Genomic DNA, 15,619 nt, shown 5'->3' on the forward strand with positions numbered 1-15,619 from the left:
ACCATCGGCGCCACCCGCCGCAACCAGACGCGCGCCTGGCTGATGCATCACTGCTTCATGATCGCGAAAGGGCAGATGGAGCCGGCCGACGTGCCCCGCAATCCCGCCTGCGACATTGTGTGGGACCATGGCGACCCCGCCAAGTCCCGCCGGGGCGCGCAGGAAATGGCCGACCTGTTCTCGATCGTCTACCTCCCCTCGCTCACCTCTCGCCATATAGAGGGCAATGCGATCGACATGACGATCACCTGGGCCGGAACGCTCAAAATCAAGGATGCGGAAGGCAACCGCGTCAGCCTCGACACCCCCCGCACCGGAGACAACCGCGCGCTCCACAAGGTTGGCAAGAGCTATGGCGTGATAAAGCTCCTGTCCGACCCGCCGCATTGGTCATCGGACGGGCACTGAAGGCAGGCGGAGCATCTCTGGGCTGTTCTAGCCCACTCCGTTCCGGCTGAGCTTGTCGAAGCCCTGTCCTTATTTTTCAACGCTGCAGAGAAGGACAGCCCTTCGACAAGCTCAGGGCGAACGGTATTGGAGAATAAAAGTCCTCCCCGCATCCCCCATCAATCGCTGAACATATCCTTCAGCTTGCTGAAGAAGCCGGTGGAGGCCGGGCATTCGTCGCCCGTCTCGGTCTCGCGGAACGCTTCCAGCAATTCGCGCTGGCGCGATGTCAGCTTGGTCGGCGTCTCAACATCGACCTGAATCACCATGTCGCCAAAGCCGCGGCTGTTCAGCACCGGCATGCCCGCGCCGCGCTGGCGCAATTGCTTGCCGGACTGGATGCCCGCGGGGATCGCGATCTTGTGGACCTGCTTGTCCAGCCCCGGCACCTCGATCGTGCCGCCCAGCGCCGCCGTCGTGAAGCTGACGGGCGCGCGGCACAGCAGGACATTGCCCTCGCGCTCGAAGATCGGATGCCGCTTGATGTGCAGGAAGATATAGAGGTCGCCCGGCGGCGCGCCGCGCGCGCCCGCCTCGCCCTTGCCGGACAGGCGGATGCGGTTGCCCTCATCCACGCCGGCGGGGATATTGACCTCCAGCGTCTTGTGCTGGTCGACGCGCCCCTCGCCCCGGCATGACCGGCACGGGCTGTCGATCACCTGGCCCGCGCCATGGCAGGACGGGCATGTCCGCTCGACGACGAAGAAGCCCTGCTGCGCCCGCACCTGCCCGCTGCCGCGGCAGGTCATGCACGCCTTGGCCTTGGTGCCCGGCTGCGCGCCGGTCCCATCGCAAGGCTCGCAATTTTCCGAAACCTCGATCTCGATCTGGGTGGACTTGCCCGCAAAGGCTTCCTCCAGCGTGATCTCCATGTCGTAGCGCAGGTCCGCGCCGCGCCGGTTCGCCTGCTGGCGTCCGCCGCCGCCGAAACCGGACTGGCCGAATATCGTCTCGAAAATATCGCCAAGATCGGAAAAGCCGCCCGCGCCGCCAGCGCCGAAGCCGCCCGGTCCGCCGCCACCGCCATTTTTGAAGGCGGCATGGCCGAAACGGTCATAGGCCGCGCGCTTCTGCGGGTCTTTCAGGCATTCATAGGCCTCGCTGACGGCCTTGAACTTGTCCTCGCTGTCGGCGCACCCCCCGGTCTTGTCCGGGTGATATTTCATCGCCATCCGGCGGTACGCGCTCTTGATGGTGCCGGCATCCGCCGTGCGCTCCACCTCCAGCAGTTCATAAAAATCGATTTCGGTGTTCATTCAGGCCCCCGCCCGCTTGTCCCGCCACCCTTAAAAAAGAAAGATGGCGGGAAAAGGGCTTAAGCTTACGCCTTGTTGTCTTCGTCCACTTCGGAGAATTCGGCGTCGACGACATCATCGTCGGCCGCCTTGGTTTCACCGGCTTCCTCGCCTGCGGGCGAAGCGGCCTGCGCCTGCTCCTTCTCGTAAATCGCCTGACCCAGCTTCATGGCGACCGTGGCGAGTTCCTGCGCCTTGGTCTTCATGGCTTCGGGGTCGCCACCCTCGACGGCCGCCTTGGTGTCGGCGATCGCCGCGGCGATTTCCGACTTCAGCGATTCGTCAACCTTGTCGCCATGCTCCTCAAGCTGACGCTCGGTGGTGTGGATCAGGCTCTCGGCATTGTTCTTCGCCTCGGCGCCTTCGCGCTTCTTCTTGTCCTCGTCGGCGAAGCGCTCGGCGTCCTTCACCATCTGGTCGATGTCCGCATCGGACAGACCGCCAGAGGCCTGGATCTTGATCTGCTGCTCCTTGCCGGTGCCCTTGTCGCGCGCCGACACGTTGACGATGCCGTTGGCGTCGATGTCGAACGTGACCTCGATCTGCGGCACGCCGCGCGGTGCGGGCGGGATGCCGACCAGGTCGAACTGACCAAGCAGCTTGTTGTCCAGCGCCATCTCGCGCTCGCCCTGGAACACGCGGATCGTCACCGCCTGCTGATTGTCGTCGGCGGTCGAATAGACTTGGCTCTTCTTGGCCGGGATCGTCGTGTTGCGGTCGATCATGCGGGTGAACACGCCGCCCAGCGTCTCGATGCCCAGCGACAGCGGCGTCACGTCCAGCAGCAGCACGTCCTTGACGTCGCCCTGCAGAACGCCCGCCTGGATCGCCGCGCCCATGGCGACGACTTCGTCAGGGTTGACGCCCGTGTGCGGCTCCTTGCCGAAGAATTCCTTCACGGCCTCGCGCACCTTGGGCATGCGGGTCATGCCGCCGACGAGCACGACTTCGCTGATCTCGCTCGCGGACACGCCGGCGTCGGCCAGCGCCTTGCGGCAAGGCTCCATCGTGCGCTTGATCAGGTCGGCGACCAGCTTCTCCAGGTCGGAGCGCGTGATCGTCTTGACCAGATGCTTCGGGCCGTTCTGGTCAGCGGTGATGAAGGGCAGGTTGACCTCGGTCGTCTGCGCCGACGACAGCTCGATCTTCGCCTTCTCCGCCGCTTCCTTCAGGCGCTGCAGGGCCAGCTTGTCCTTGGTCAGGTCAATGCCCTCGGCCTTCTTGAAGTCCTCGGCCAGGAACTCGACGACCTTGGCGTCGAAATCCTCGCCGCCTAGGAAGGTGTCGCCATTGGTCGACTTCACCTCGAACACGCCGTCGCCAATCTCCAGCACGGAAATGTCGAACGTGCCGCCGCCAAGATCGTATACGGCGATGGTCTTGCCGTCCTGCTTCTCCAGGCCATAGGCAAGAGCAGCCGCGGTCGGCTCGTTGATGATGCGCAGCACCTCAAGACCGGCGATCTTGCCCGCATCCTTGGTCGCCTGACGCTGGGCGTCGTTGAAATAGGCGGGCACGGTGATGACGGCCTGCGTGACGGTCTCGCCCAGATAGCTCTCGGCGGTCTCCTTCATCTTCTGCAGGATATAGGCGGAAATCTGCGACGGGCTGTAATCCTCGCCGCCAGCCTTCACCCATGCGTCGCCATTGGGGCCGGAGGTGATGCTGTAGGGGACAAGCTCCATGTCCTTCTTGGTCAGCGGATCGTCGAAGCGGCGGCCGATAAGGCGCTTCACTGCGAAAACCGTGCTTTCCGGGTTGGTGACGGCCTGGCGCTTGGCCGGCTGGCCGATCAGGCGTTCGCCATCCTTCGCGAAGGCGACGATGGAGGGCGTCGTGCGCGCGCCTTCCGCATTCTCGATAACCTTGGGTTTGCCGCCGTCCATGACTGCGATGCAGCTATTCGTCGTGCCCAGGTCGATACCGATAACTTTTGCCATTTCTTCCTCGTTTAACCCCAAATGCGTTCAGCGGTTGACGGCTCCGCCCCGCAAAGAGCGCCAGGCGCGGTCACCGTTCGGGTCTGGATATAGGCGCGCTTTTCCTTGGCACAAGGATGTATGATGATTAGGCAGTCCGGCGACCGGAAACGAGACAGTTGGAGTCGATGAAATGGGCGCTTTCAGCAGAATATCCGCGGCATGCGCGCTATTGGCGTCGACCCTGCTGCTCGCCGCCTGCGCCGACCCGCCGCCGCTTTACGTCGATCAGGCGTGGGTGCGCCTGTCCGCCAACCCGGATTCGCCCTCGGCCGGCTATTTCGTCGTGCATGGCGGCCCCGCGCCCGTGGCCCTGCGCGGCGTGATGTCCGACTATGCGCAGCGGATCGAAATGCATGAAAGCATGGCGATGGGCGGCATGATGACGATGAAGCCGGTGGACAAGGTGGACATTCCCGCCGGCCAGACCGTCGCCTTTGAACCAGGCGGCAAGCATATCATGCTGTTCCGCATCAACCAGAACGCCGTGACCCAGGGCAAGATTCCCCTGACCTTTCTCTTTTCCAACGGCGACCGCATCCAGTTCGACGCGGTGATCCAGAAAACCGGCGAACCCGCGCCTGCGGCGAAGGAAGGCGGATCGGGTCACGCAGGCAATGCGAGCGGCGCGGCGCATTAATTCTCTTCTCCTCCGTTCGGGCTGAGCTTGTCGAAGCCCTGCCCTTTCTTTGACTTAGAGAAGGACAGTCCTTCGACAAGCTCAGGACGAACGGTTAATAGAATGCCGGTGAACACCACCCGCCCGCTCACGTCTGCCGAACGCGCCCTCGCCGCCTCCATCTTCGGCGACGCCATCGATTATGACGCGGTGCGCATTCACAACCGCAAATGGTGGCCGCTCCAGCCCAGGCGCGTGACGATGGCTCCGGACGGCGACCTGTGGTTTCACCCGGCGAACGGGCTGTTCTGCGACGATTTCTGCGCAAGTCCGATGGAGCATCAGGGTCTGCTCATCCACGAAATGACCCATGTCTGGCAGGCGCAGCATCGCGGTAAATACTGGCTCCCGCTGATGCGCCACCCCTTCTGCCGCTACAGTTACACGCTGGAGCCGGGCAAGCCCTTCGCCCGCTATGGGATAGAGCAGCAGGCCGAAATCGTCCGCCACGCCTTCCTGCTGCGCCAGGGCGTCAAGCTGAAGAACAGGCCCCCACTGGAGGCTTATGAAGCGGTGCTGCCGTTTAAGGCTTAACGTCATCCCAGCGTAGGCTGGGATCTCGTGAGGCTTGGTTGCACGTCACGGGCTGAAATCCCAGCCTACGCCGGGATGACGCCGATGATATCAGCCCCGCCCAGCCCCCATCGAGGCCCGCACCAGCCGCATCACCATCGCCCGCAGGCTGCGGTAATTGGCCCGGTGGTAGGATGTGCCCTCCGGCATGGTCGCGATCAGCCGGCTGTGCGCCTCACCCAGCGCATGATAAGGGAGTCCGGGCAGCAGATGGTGGATCGCATGATAGCGCAGGCCCACCGGTGCCCACAGCACGGGCAGATATCCCGGCGGCGGCACGTTCACGCTGTCGAGATATTGCGCGGTGATGCTCATCTCCTCGCCGTCATTCTCCCACAGATGCGCGACCAGCGTGCGCACCTGGTTGACTATCATCGCGCCCGAAAGCACCGCCAGATAGACGAGGAACGCGCGCAACGGCACCACGCCCGCCGCGACCAGCGCGATCAGGCCGATGCTCCACAGGCTCGCCACGCCCTCCCACAGCGCCCAGGACCGGCGGAGTTTCGCGTCCGGCGCGGGACGGCGGAACTGCGGATTGATCGCCAGCGCCGAATATTTCTCCATCACCGCCCCGCGCAGGCGCGGCGACAGCAGCGACAGCGGCACCAGCACTGCGTGCCGGATCAGGAAGCCGATCGGCGCCAGTGCCGCCGCCGCCATGAACACCGCCAGCGTTCCCGTCCGCATGCGCGAGAGAGGCAGATATTCGGGATCGTCCACCGTGCCATATCGCGCGCGATGGTGATGCAGCGTATGCACGCCCTCATACATGAAGGACGGAATCATCAGCGGCACGCCCGCGATCAGGTTCCATACGGTATGAAATCCCGGCACGGCGTCCGGCTTCAGGTGCGAAATCTCGTGAATGAAGCTGCTCGCGCGATAGAGCAGCAGCATCGCCACCAGCGCGCCCGCAATCGCCACACCCACGGAGGGCGCGGTCATCGCCACGAACAGCCCAGCATAACCCACCGCCGCCGACAGCAACATATCGGTCCAGTAGATTGCGGGCTTGGCGCGACTCAATTCCTGATTGAGCGCCGCCGCCGCGCGCAGCAGCGCTTTATCCTCATAGGATCGTGGCGGAAGCGCCGGTTTCCCGGACGCCGCGCCGCTGTCGAGTTCGCTGAAATACATGCCGACCTACATAATGTTTGACGGCTGTTTAAACAAACTTTGGGGTGAGAATGAGGCAGATTTGGGCGAGGAACGGACGCGCCCTCCGGCGGATCGGGAATGGCTCGGCCAATGGATCGGCTGCCGGATCAGGGCGCCTTGGGCATCTCGAAACGCACCATCGCGCTCTGGACTGACGGCACGGCCGCGCCCGCCGCGTTCCGCGCCGGCGCAGGCTTGTAATCCTTGGCCAGCGCCTCGCACGCCGCCGGTCCCAGGGCCTCGACGGTCTGCATGAACCGCCGCCTCTCCCCGGCCATGGACGCGCAATGGCTGATCGCGCCGCTTTCATCGACCAGGAATGCAACCCTGGCATAGGCCGGACTTGTTGCGCCGCCGGGCAATGCATCGACCGCGACGGCCAGTTTCGAACGGTCGGGCCGCCGCGAAGTATTGCCGGGCATCAGGAAGCTCGCCACGCCCTCATGCCGGGCGAACGCCGGCCTGCCCTGATCGTCCTTGGCGGGCTGGAAACGGGCGCTTTTCATGACGATATCGCATACCTTGCGGTCAAGATCGCCATTCTCCTGCGTCTCGCAGCGAATGGCCGCGCCATCGGGCGAGACATCGATCATATAGGCGATGAAGCCCCGGTCGGCGACTGCGAGAGCCGTTTTCGGATGCTCCTTGCTGGTGAACCAGGTGTTGGGCTCGACGGGAGCGGCGGGCGCGAGCGCGCCTGCAAGCATGATGGATAACAAGGCTGTCATGGCAAGCGCCTCCCCCTACGCAATCACGTCCACTGGCACGCCGCATGGCATTGTCCATGGCCGATGACAATGACGATCTGCGGGGGAGATGGTCAGGGAGGCGTCCGGCGCTGCCGTATGGCCGGACGCCGCCCGCCGGAACCGCTTTATTTCCAGTCGAACGCCAGCGGCGCTTCCTTGAAGGCGAAGCGGTCAAGATGTTCGGCGACCACGCCCTTCATCCGGTCCAGCACCGCCGGGTCCTCCGCATCGATCGTGACGCGAAGGCTTCCCGCCTCCGCCACCATCGTCGTCAGCGCTTGCGGCAAGGCCACGGTGCCGCGCTGCGCGTCGAAGGTGACGTCGAACTTGTGGCCCCAATGCTTGCACAATTGCTGCAAATAACGGCTGCCGCTGTCCGTCGGCACGCTTGCAGTGGTGGTCGCCATCATTTCAGCCTTTCGATCTTGGCGGCCGCCTCGTCGATCAGGGCGGCGACCTCCAGCATGGTGTCGGCATCCGCGCCTTCCTTTTCAAGGCGTCCGCGCAGGGCCATCTTCAGATTTTCCATCGCGCGGCGGATCGGCGCGCCGTCGGTGCGCTCGCTCATCTTCGCCAGCGTCTCCAGCCGGCTCATCGCCTCCAGCGCCGCATCGCGATTTTCCAGCAGATGCGCCTTGCCCGCGTCCGTAATGGCGAACAGCTTGCGCGTGCCCTCTCCGGGCTGCTCCTCCGCCAGTCCCATGTCGGACAGCAGGGTCAGCGTCGGATAGACGACGCCGGGGCTGGGCGCATAGGTCCCGCCGCTCAGCGCCTCGATCCCGCGGATCAGGTCATATCCGTGTCGCGGCTCGTCATCGATCAGTTTGAGCAGCACCAGCTTCAGCTCGCCCGCGTCGAACACCCGGCGGCGGCCCCTGCCAAAAGGCCCTCCGCCTCCAAAGCCGCCGCCATGGCCATGACGTCCGCCGCCGAAGCCGCCCCTACCAAAACCGCGCCCGAAGCCGTCCGGGGCGCATCCGCGCTCCCGCCCCGCCTCATGGGTAAATCCGTGGCCATGTCTGTGGCCGTGCATATGAAATCGCATGAGTCTCTTTCCAATATGTTTCATGATGCAGCTTAGATATATCTTGTCGTAGAATGTTCAAGATATATCTTAGATATTTTCAATGATGCTTTTGCTATGCAATAGCATTTTGCGCCCCGCACGCGCCAAACGCAATAAAAACGGCGGCAATCCATGGGGATAGCCGCCGTTCGCGTCGTTCAAAAAAAGCGGAACACCGTCGCGTTCCTAGTCGCATTCAGGGCGCTTTTGCAACCCCGACCATCGCCGGGCGCAGCAGCCGGTCCTTGATCATATAGCCGGCCTGCATCTCCTGGACGATCGTGCCGGGCGCCTTGTCTGACGGGATTTCGACCATGGCCTGATGCTTGTTGGGGTCGAGTATCTGGTCCAGCGCCTCGATCTTCTCAATGCCATTCTTGCGGAACGTGCTTTCCAGCTCGCGGCCGGTCGCCTCCAGGCCGATGACCAGGCCCTTCATCTTGTCATCGTCGCGCATTTCCGCCGGGATCGCCGCCAGGGCGCGGGACAGATTGTCCGCCACCGAGAGCATGTCGCGCGCAAAGGCCGTCGCGGCATAGGCCCGTGCGTCCTGCAATTCCTTCTCCAGCCGCCGCCGCACATTCTGCGTATCGGCATGGGCGTAGAGCACGTCCTGCTTGGCGGTCGCCAGTTCATTTTCCAGCGCAGTCAGCTTGCTTTCCAGCTCGTTCAGCGCCGTATCGGTCTCCGAAACTTCCGCCGCGTCATCGATCACGGCGTCGGGCTGGTCGTTGTGGATGTCTTTATTATCTTCGCTCATCTCATCAGTCTCGACAGGGTCTGTGCAGTGAAATCCACCATGGGTATCACGCGGGCATAGTTCAAGCGCGTGGGGCCGATCACGCCGACCACCCCCAATACCCGGCCGTCACCCCCACGGTAAGGGGCGGCTATGACGGAGGAACCCGAAAGAGAAAAGAGCTTGTTTTCCGAACCGATGAAGATTTTGGTGGCGGTTCCGGCCAGCGCGCTTTCCAGCAGGCGGGAAATTTCCTGCTTGCCCTCCAGTTCATCCAGCAATTGCCGCACCCGCTCCAGATCGGCCGAAGCGGTCTCGTCGATCAGGTTCGCCTGCCCCCGCACGATCAACACCGGCCGGTTTTCCATGTCCGATGACCAGATGGCGATTCCGCGCTCGACCAGCTCCCGCGCCGCGCCATTGATAGCCGCGCGGTCGGCGTCCAGTTCCGCGCGCAACCGCAGCCGCGCCTCGCCCAGCGTCAGGCCGGACAGCCGCGCCGACATATAATTCGCCGCCTCATTGAGCGCGGAGGGCGTCACATTGTCGGGCAGGTCCACCACCCGGTTTTCCACTGACCCGTCCTCGCCCACCAGCACGGCGAGCGCCTGATTGCGGGACAAAGGCACGAAGCCGAACTGCCGCATCACCGGTTCGCGCTTGGGCACCATGACGATACCCGCACAGGCCGACAGGCCGGACAGCGCCAGCGTCGCCGCGGACAAGGCCTCCTCGATCGGCCCACCATCCGACAGCCGCGCCTCGATCGCCCGCCGGTCCTCGGCCGAAGGCTCCGCCGTCTGCATCATCCCGTCGACGAACAGGCGCAATCCGCTTTCCGTCGGCATCCGCCCCGCCGAGGTGTGCGGCGCGGCGAGCAGGCCAAGCTCCTCCAGATCCTGCATCACGTTGCGGATGGAGGCCGGCGACAGGTTCAATCCGGCAAGCTTGCTGATCGTACGCGACCCCACCGGCGCGCCGGTGCCCAGATAGCTTTCCACCACAACGCGGAAAATATCGCGGGCGCGGCTGTTAAGTTCGGTGATCGGCGTGACGGACATCAATGCTCATGTAGGGGGCAATGGCCGATCACTCAATCCGCCCTTATCGCCCGATCTTCCGGGACAGAAAGAGCATGCCCAGCCCCAGCAGGGCCAGACCGGCGCCGCGCCATGCCCAGGGACGGGCGTCGATCATGAAGCTGCTCTCCGGCCAGTGGACAAGGCCAAGCCCCTGCCCGATCCACAACAGCCCCGTCAGCAGGCAGACCATTCCCAAAATCCGGCACAGCCGCTTCACAATCGCCATCACGCCCTCCTTAACATGCTTGGGCCATGATTAGGCTATTTTCCGGCCTTCAGCATCTTTTCGATGTCCAGGATCTTCGGGACGGCCCGCACCGCCTCCCGCAGCTTCGCGTAGCGCGCATCGAAACAGCCGGAATAGAAATCCAGCTCCGTCTTGTCCTGTCCGGCGCGGGTCCACACAATCTCGTAACCGGGCATGTCCGTCGCGGCGCGCTGGCAATTCTCGCCCTGCGCGATCCGCTTCTGCTTGCCGGTCAGCGGCCGGAAAGGCGCAAAGGCGTCACGCAGGCGCTTATATTGCAGCGGGGTGACGGCGAAACGGGTCTCGCCCGGAACGGAGGTATTCCTCTGCGGGATCAGCACGCCCGACCCGTTGGGGTTCACCGTGACGCTGTAAACCGGGCAGACGCCAAAGCAGGGACCGGCGGAAAACCGGATGGTGTCCGCCTTCGCGACCGGCTTATCGGCCTTCGGCGCGGTCGCGCATCCCGAAAGGATCAGCATAGCCAAACCCGCCGCCATCATTTTTGTCATGCTGATCTCCTGCTCCACCCGCCTTGTCCGGCGCGGCCCCTGTATCAAGCCTTAACTCGACGGGCCTTAGCTCATCGGCCCTCTACTTCCTTCGCCGCCTTTTTCTCAAGGCCCACTGGCAAGACGCCACTGACGGCGCTAAGCCCCCGCCAGTTTAACTGGAGTAAATATCTATGCGCCCATCCGGCCGCGCCCCCGACCAAATGCGCACCATCCATATGGAGCCTGATTTCACTGTCCATGCGGAGGGCTGCTGCCTCGTCAGCTTCGGCCAGACGCGCGTGCTCGTCACTGCCTCGGTCGAGGAGCGGGTGCCGCCCTTCATGCGCGGCAAGGGCGAAGGCTGGGTCACGGCGGAATATGGCATGCTGCCCCGCGCCACCCACACCCGCGGCCAGCGCGAGGCGGCCAAGGGCAAGCAGTCCGGCCGCACCCAGGAAATCCAGCGCCTCATCGGCCGCTCCCTGCGCTCGGTCATGGACATGAAGAAGCTGGGCGAGCGTCAGATCACCCTCGACTGCGACGTTATCCAGGCCGATGGCGGCACCCGCACCGCGTCGATTTCCGGCGCATGGGTCGCGATGCGCATCGCCGTCGACAAGCTGCTCGCCTCCGGCGCGATCAAGGAGGACCCGATCCTGCAGAAGGTCGCGGCGATCAGTTGCGGCATCTACAAGGGCACGCCCGTCCTCGACCTCGACTATGACGAGGATTCGAATGCGGAGGCCGACGCCAACCTGATCCTGACCGGCGACGGCAAGTTCGCCGAGGTTCAGGCGACCGCCGAAGGCGCGACATTCGACGAGGAGGAACTTCTCCGCCTCCTGCGCCTTGCCCGTATCGGCTGCACCCAGATTTTCGCGGCGCAGGACAAGGCGACGGGACGTTAGTCGGCGGCCATCGTCAAATATAGGGCTCCTGCGAAAGCAGGAGCCCAGGGTCATCGGCAGTGATTGCGCACTCTAGGCCCCTGCGTTCGCAGGAGCACAACAAGGGTAGGATAACAAACATGACAGACAATGCCGGTAACGAGCAGGCAATCCGCAAGCTGAAGCCCGGCAAGCTGGTCATCGCCAGTCACAATGCCGGCAAGGTGCGGGAGATACAGGCGCTGCTCGGCCCCTATGGGATAGAGCCGGTGTCCGCCGCCGCGCTTGACCTGCCCGAACCGGAAGAAACCGGCACGACCTTCGTCGCCAATGCGGAGTTGAAGGCGATGCAGGCCGCCGATCTGTCCGGCCTGCCCGCTCTCGCCGACGACAGCGGGCTATGCGTTGAGGCATTGGGCGGCGATCCCGGCATCTTCTCCGCCCGCTGGGCCGGGCCGGACAAGGATTTCGGCCTTGCCATGCGTCTGGTTCATGAAGCAGTGGAGGCGAAGGGACCGGATGCCGGGCATGACGCCCATTTCGTCTGCGCCCTCGCCCTTGCCTGGCCGGACGGCCATGTCGAGGTGTTCGAGGGCCGGGTCGACGGCACGCTCGTCTGGCCCCCGCGCGGTGACAAGGGCTTCGGTTATGATCCCATATTCCAGCCCATCGGCCATGACATCAGCTTCGGCGAGATGGACCCGGACGCCAAGCACGCCATGAGCCATCGCGCCGACGCCTTCGCCAAGCTGGTCGCGGCGGCATTTTAGCGCGGAGCCTATAAAGCCAATCCACCCGGCCTCCAATTCAGGCGGAGCGAGGCAGGACCCTTAGACTTCGCCCAGGGCGAACGATTGGATTTGGGGCGCGCCGTCCTAGGGCTTCCCGGCCGTGGCGTTCTGGCCAAAGACATTGCCCGGCGGTGAATAGCGGCAGACCAGATAATCATCATCGCCATTGGAGGCGAGGCCGCAGCCCACCGCCGTCGTGCTGCGCCAGATCACCTGCGTATAATGCCCCACGTCGCGCCAGTCGCCGGTCGAGCTGATGTCCGGCAACACGGCGCGGGGGCGGTAATAGCGCTTCTCATTCACCCAGCTCGCCGCCATCTCGGCATAGGTGAAGCCGCCTTGGGACCCCATCCACAGATTCTCGCCCTGCGGCTTCGACCGCTGCGCCTTGCTGCTATGCTTGAACGTCCGGCTCCGCGCCAGCACGCGGGCATAGGCGCCCGCTTCGTTCGCCAACGCCTGATCCCAGACAAGCGGCGGCACGTCCGCCGCCGCCCGCGCCCGGTTGTGGGCCGTCAGCATATGATATTTCAACAATCCCTCGCCGCGCGGCTGCGGCTTGTCCGGATTGTACCAGCGGTCCCGGACATCGCGCTGCAAATCCGTCTGCGCCTGCGCGGGAAAAACGGCGAGCGCCAAGAATGTTGGCCAATATTTCGAAATGCGCTTAAGGAATCCGCCCGTCATGGCCGAAGCCCCTACCCTAGCCCCGATGAACAGCGGCCGAACCGCAGCGCCTTTAGCGCTCTATATTCATTGGCCTTTCTGCGTCTCCAAATGCCCCTATTGCGACTTCAACAGCCATGTGCGCGACAGTGTGGACCAGGCGGCATGGCAAAGCGCCCTGCTGGCGGACATGGCGCATGAGGCCGCGCTCACGCCGGGCCGCCGCTTGTCCTCGATCTTCTTCGGCGGCGGCACGCCCTCGCTCATGCCCCCGCAAACGGCCGCCGCGCTTATCCAGGCGGCGGAACGGCACTGGGGTTTCGCGCCGGACATAGAGATCACGCTGGAGGCCAATCCAAGCTCGGTCGAGGCGGCGCGTTTCGCTGATCTGGCGTCCGCGGGCGTCAATCGCGTGTCGCTCGGCCTGCAGGCGCTGGATAATCAGGCGCTACGCTTTCTCGGCCGCACCCATGACGTGGAGGAGGCCCTTGCCGCGCTCGATCTGGCGCAGGCGACGTTCGGCCGCGTCACCTTCGACCTGATCTATGCCCGCCCCGGCCAGAGCGAAGCCGAGTGGGCGGCGGAGCTGGCGCGCGCTCTCGGTTTCGGCACCGGCCACCTCTCGCTCTATCAACTGACCATAGAGCCGGGCACCCGTTTCGAAACCATGGTGCGCCGGAAAGACTTCATCCCGGCGGACCCTGATCATGCCGCGACGCTGTTTGAACTGACCCAGGCCATGATGGAGGGCGCTGGCCTGCCCGCCTATGAAATCAGCAACCACGCGCGCGCCGGGCAGGAAAGCCGTCACAACCTCACCTATTGGCGATATGGCGACTATGTGGGGATAGGCCCCGGCGCGCACGGCCGCCGTGATGCAATGGCCGCCCTGCGCCACCGCAAGCCGGAAAACTGGATCGATGCCGTTGCCCGCAACGGTCACGGACTAAAAAGCGAGGAGTCGCTGTCCGCCTCCGACCGCGCTGCCGAAGCGCTGCTGATGGGACTGCGCCTGCGCGAAGGAGTCGATCTGGAAAAAATCGGCGAACAAACCGGAATGACGAAGGCGCAGCTTGTCGATGTGCAGGCGATCGGCCAGTTAGGCGCGCTGGGCCTGCTGAAAGACGATGGCGGCCGCCTGCGCGTCACCTCCGCCGGGATGCTCCTGCTGGACGCCATCCTGCCGGAGATCGTTGTGGCGGACGGCCGGTCTACAGGTGCATGAAGTCCCGCGTATAGCTCTGCATATGGGCGCCGCCGTCCACATACAGCACCTGCCCCGTCACTGCTGTCGCATTGGCCAGATACAGCACGGCCTCCGCAATCTGCTCCGCCAGCGGCAGGCGGCCAAGCGGCATGGCCTTCGCCAGATCCTGCATCTGATCGTCCGAATAATCGGGCGTCGCGATCGTCAGGCCGGGGGCCACCCCGTTGACGCGGATTTGCGGGGCAAGTTCCCGCGCGGCCACCTGCGTCAGTCCGGCCAGCGCCATCTTGGACAGCGTATAGGATAGCTGGTCGCCATGCGGCTGCGCGATCCGCTGATCCAGGATGTTGACGATGCAGCGATCCGTCGGCCCGGCGGGCACCATGGCGAACGCCTTGGTCAGCAGCGTCGGTGCGGCGCAATTCACGGCATAATGCTGCATCAGCGTGTCGGGCGTGACATTTTCCAGCCTGTCCTGCCCGAAGATCGCGGCGCTGTTGACCAGCAGGTCCGGCGGGCGGCCAAAGGCCGAGGACACGTTGGCGATCAGTTCGTCGGCCGCCTCCAGATTGGTGAAATCCGCGACAAAGCCCTGCCAGGCCGTGTTGTTCTCCTCAAACAACTGCGCCATTCCGCCATCCAGCAGCGTGTCGTGGCTGCCATGGATGGCAAGGGTGAAGCCGGCCTTCGCAAGAGCGGCGGCAATGATGCCGCCCAGCCGCCTGTGCCCTCCGGTGATCAGCGCCAAACGCCTTCCCGAAACCGGCAGACCGGAAGTCACCTCCTGCGCGGCTGGCGCACGGAGCGGACGATATGTGCCCCCATCTTCACTCACGCGCCGCTCATACACCCATCAGTTTGAGAACTTCCTTCCGGCTTTTCTCGTCATCCCGGAACGCGCCCATCATCCGGCTGGTCTTCATGATGACGCCTGGCGTACGCACGCCGCGCCCCGTCATGCAGCCATGGGTCGCCTCTATGACCACCGCCACCCCTTGTGGCTTCAGATTTTCCCAGATGCAATCGGCAACCTCGGCCGTCAGCCGTTCCTGGACCTGCAACCGCTGGGCGAAGGCGTGCAGCACGCGCGCCAGCTTGGAAATCCCGACCACATAATCGCCGGGCAGATAGGCGATATGGGCGTGGCCGGTGATCGGCGCCATATGATGCTCGCAGTGCGACTGGAACGGGATGTCCTTCAGCAGCACGATCTCGTCATAGCCGCCCACTTCGTGGAAGATGCGGGACAGATGATAAGCGGGGTCCTCGGCATAGCCCCGGCAATATTCCTTCCACGCCCGCGCAACCCGCTTCGGCGTGTCGATCAGCCCTTCCCTGCTGGGGTCGTCGCCGGACCAGCGGATCAGGGTGCGGATGGCTTCCGCAACATCGTCGGGCACCGCCATCTTTTCCGGTGAAGAAACCTGACTGCCGTCTCCCAAGGCCGGATCACTCAATAGCTCATCCTCTTTTTACCGTTTCCCGGCCCATATGGGGTGCAAAACCGGCAATAGCCAGTGCGTGGCGGGCATAACAGCTATGAAAGACGCCTGATTA

At 64.1% G+C, this 15,619-nt stretch carries 19 protein-coding genes; 6 read left to right on the top strand and 13 right to left on the bottom strand.

Annotation, left to right across the window (positions count from 1 at the left end):
* On the top strand, positions 1 to 408 hold a 408-nt coding region (locus tag BHQ40_RS26180; protein ID WP_216094879.1), incomplete at its 5' end, for a hypothetical protein.
* 158 nt (positions 409 to 566) lie between these two features.
* Here BHQ40_RS26180 and dnaJ read toward each other — a convergent pair.
* Positions 567 to 1,703, bottom strand: coding sequence for a molecular chaperone DnaJ (gene dnaJ, locus BHQ40_RS11960; protein ID WP_070156140.1), 1,137 nt, complete (start codon positions 1,701 to 1,703; stop codon positions 567 to 569).
* A 65-nt stretch (positions 1,704 to 1,768) separates the two neighbouring features.
* A complete protein-coding gene (dnaK, locus tag BHQ40_RS11965; RefSeq protein ID WP_070156141.1) occupies positions 1,769 to 3,682 on the bottom strand; it encodes a molecular chaperone DnaK in 1,914 nt (637 codons plus the stop codon).
* 172 nt (positions 3,683 to 3,854) lie between these two features.
* Between dnaK and BHQ40_RS11970 the strand changes: the two genes are divergently transcribed.
* Together BHQ40_RS11970 and BHQ40_RS11975 are read left to right on the top strand one after the other, a co-directional pair.
* Entirely contained in the window at positions 3,855 to 4,361 is a 507-nt protein-coding gene (locus BHQ40_RS11970) for a copper chaperone PCu(A)C (RefSeq protein ID WP_070156142.1), read from the top strand.
* A gap of 108 nt (positions 4,362 to 4,469) precedes the next feature.
* Positions 4,470 to 4,934 carry a vgr related protein gene (locus BHQ40_RS11975; protein ID WP_253183345.1) on the top strand — a complete coding sequence of 155 codons (465 nt, stop codon included), beginning with the start codon at positions 4,470 to 4,472 and terminating at the stop codon, positions 4,932 to 4,934.
* Between the two features lie 90 nt (positions 4,935 to 5,024).
* On the opposite strand, the gene BHQ40_RS11980 is transcribed toward BHQ40_RS11975, so the two are convergent.
* From BHQ40_RS11980 to BHQ40_RS12015, 8 genes are all read right to left on the bottom strand, one after another.
* A complete protein-coding gene (locus tag BHQ40_RS11980; RefSeq protein ID WP_083276876.1) occupies positions 5,025 to 6,113 on the bottom strand; it encodes a fatty acid desaturase family protein in 1,089 nt (362 codons plus the stop codon).
* Between the two features lie 128 nt (positions 6,114 to 6,241).
* Positions 6,242 to 6,862, bottom strand: coding sequence for a hypothetical protein (locus BHQ40_RS11985; RefSeq protein WP_070156144.1), 621 nt, complete (start codon positions 6,860 to 6,862; stop codon positions 6,242 to 6,244).
* A 146-nt stretch (positions 6,863 to 7,008) separates the two neighbouring features.
* On the bottom strand, positions 7,009 to 7,290 hold the full coding sequence (locus tag BHQ40_RS11990; RefSeq protein WP_070156145.1) for a DUF2218 domain-containing protein: 282 nt from the start codon (positions 7,288 to 7,290) through the stop codon (positions 7,009 to 7,011).
* Positions 7,290 to 7,916 carry a PadR family transcriptional regulator gene (locus BHQ40_RS11995; protein WP_253183346.1) on the bottom strand — a complete coding sequence of 209 codons (627 nt, stop codon included), beginning with the start codon at positions 7,914 to 7,916 and terminating at the stop codon, positions 7,290 to 7,292. Before BHQ40_RS11995 ends, BHQ40_RS11990 begins: the two co-directional genes overlap by 1 nt.
* 229 nt (positions 7,917 to 8,145) lie before the next feature.
* Positions 8,146 to 8,709 (bottom strand): nucleotide exchange factor GrpE, encoded by a 564-nt coding sequence (gene grpE / locus BHQ40_RS12000; protein WP_070156147.1) that lies wholly within the window; start codon positions 8,707 to 8,709, stop codon positions 8,146 to 8,148.
* Positions 8,706 to 9,749 (bottom strand): heat-inducible transcriptional repressor HrcA, encoded by a 1,044-nt coding sequence (gene hrcA, locus BHQ40_RS12005; RefSeq protein WP_070156148.1) that lies wholly within the window; start codon positions 9,747 to 9,749, stop codon positions 8,706 to 8,708. The genes grpE and hrcA overlap by 4 nt, the downstream gene beginning before the upstream one ends.
* A gap of 43 nt (positions 9,750 to 9,792) precedes the next feature.
* A complete protein-coding gene (locus BHQ40_RS12010) occupies positions 9,793 to 9,996 on the bottom strand; it encodes a hypothetical protein (RefSeq protein ID WP_070156149.1) in 204 nt (67 codons plus the stop codon).
* Positions 9,997 to 10,031: 35 nt separating this feature from the next.
* Positions 10,032 to 10,529: a DUF6438 domain-containing protein gene (locus BHQ40_RS12015; RefSeq protein WP_070156150.1), complete on the bottom strand. Its 498-nt coding sequence runs from the start codon at positions 10,527 to 10,529 to the stop codon at positions 10,032 to 10,034.
* Positions 10,530 to 10,702: 173 nt separating this feature from the next.
* Between BHQ40_RS12015 and rph the strand changes: the two genes are divergently transcribed.
* Complete coding sequence (gene rph, locus BHQ40_RS12020) at positions 10,703 to 11,419, top strand: ribonuclease PH (protein ID WP_070156151.1); 717 nt, start codon at positions 10,703 to 10,705, stop codon at positions 11,417 to 11,419.
* A gap of 119 nt (positions 11,420 to 11,538) precedes the next feature.
* Positions 11,539 to 12,168: an RdgB/HAM1 family non-canonical purine NTP pyrophosphatase gene (gene rdgB, locus BHQ40_RS12025; protein ID WP_070156152.1), complete on the top strand. Its 630-nt coding sequence runs from the start codon at positions 11,539 to 11,541 to the stop codon at positions 12,166 to 12,168.
* A 105-nt stretch (positions 12,169 to 12,273) separates the two neighbouring features.
* On the opposite strand, the gene BHQ40_RS12030 is transcribed toward rdgB, so the two are convergent.
* Complete coding sequence (locus tag BHQ40_RS12030; protein WP_083276877.1) at positions 12,274 to 12,876, bottom strand: CAP domain-containing protein; 603 nt, start codon at positions 12,874 to 12,876, stop codon at positions 12,274 to 12,276.
* Here BHQ40_RS12030 and hemW point away from each other — a divergent pair.
* Positions 12,875 to 14,080 (top strand): radical SAM family heme chaperone HemW, encoded by a 1,206-nt coding sequence (hemW, locus tag BHQ40_RS12035; RefSeq protein WP_070156153.1) that lies wholly within the window; start codon positions 12,875 to 12,877, stop codon positions 14,078 to 14,080. The two genes, BHQ40_RS12030 and hemW, sit on opposite strands and share 2 nt — an antisense overlap.
* Here hemW and BHQ40_RS12040 read toward each other — a convergent pair.
* Positions 14,067 to 14,897, bottom strand: a complete 831-nt coding sequence (locus tag BHQ40_RS12040; protein ID WP_070156193.1) for an SDR family oxidoreductase — start codon at positions 14,895 to 14,897, stop codon at positions 14,067 to 14,069. The two genes, hemW and BHQ40_RS12040, sit on opposite strands and share 14 nt — an antisense overlap.
* Before the next feature lie 7 nt (positions 14,898 to 14,904).
* On the bottom strand, positions 14,905 to 15,468 hold the full coding sequence (gene folE / locus BHQ40_RS12045; protein ID WP_070156154.1) for a GTP cyclohydrolase I FolE: 564 nt from the start codon (positions 15,466 to 15,468) through the stop codon (positions 14,905 to 14,907).
* Positions 15,469 to 15,619: the final 151 nt, after the last annotated feature.

It is taken from the genome of Sphingobium phenoxybenzoativorans, from assembly GCF_001757355.1.
Classification (GTDB): domain Bacteria; phylum Pseudomonadota; class Alphaproteobacteria; order Sphingomonadales; family Sphingomonadaceae; genus Sphingobium; species Sphingobium phenoxybenzoativorans.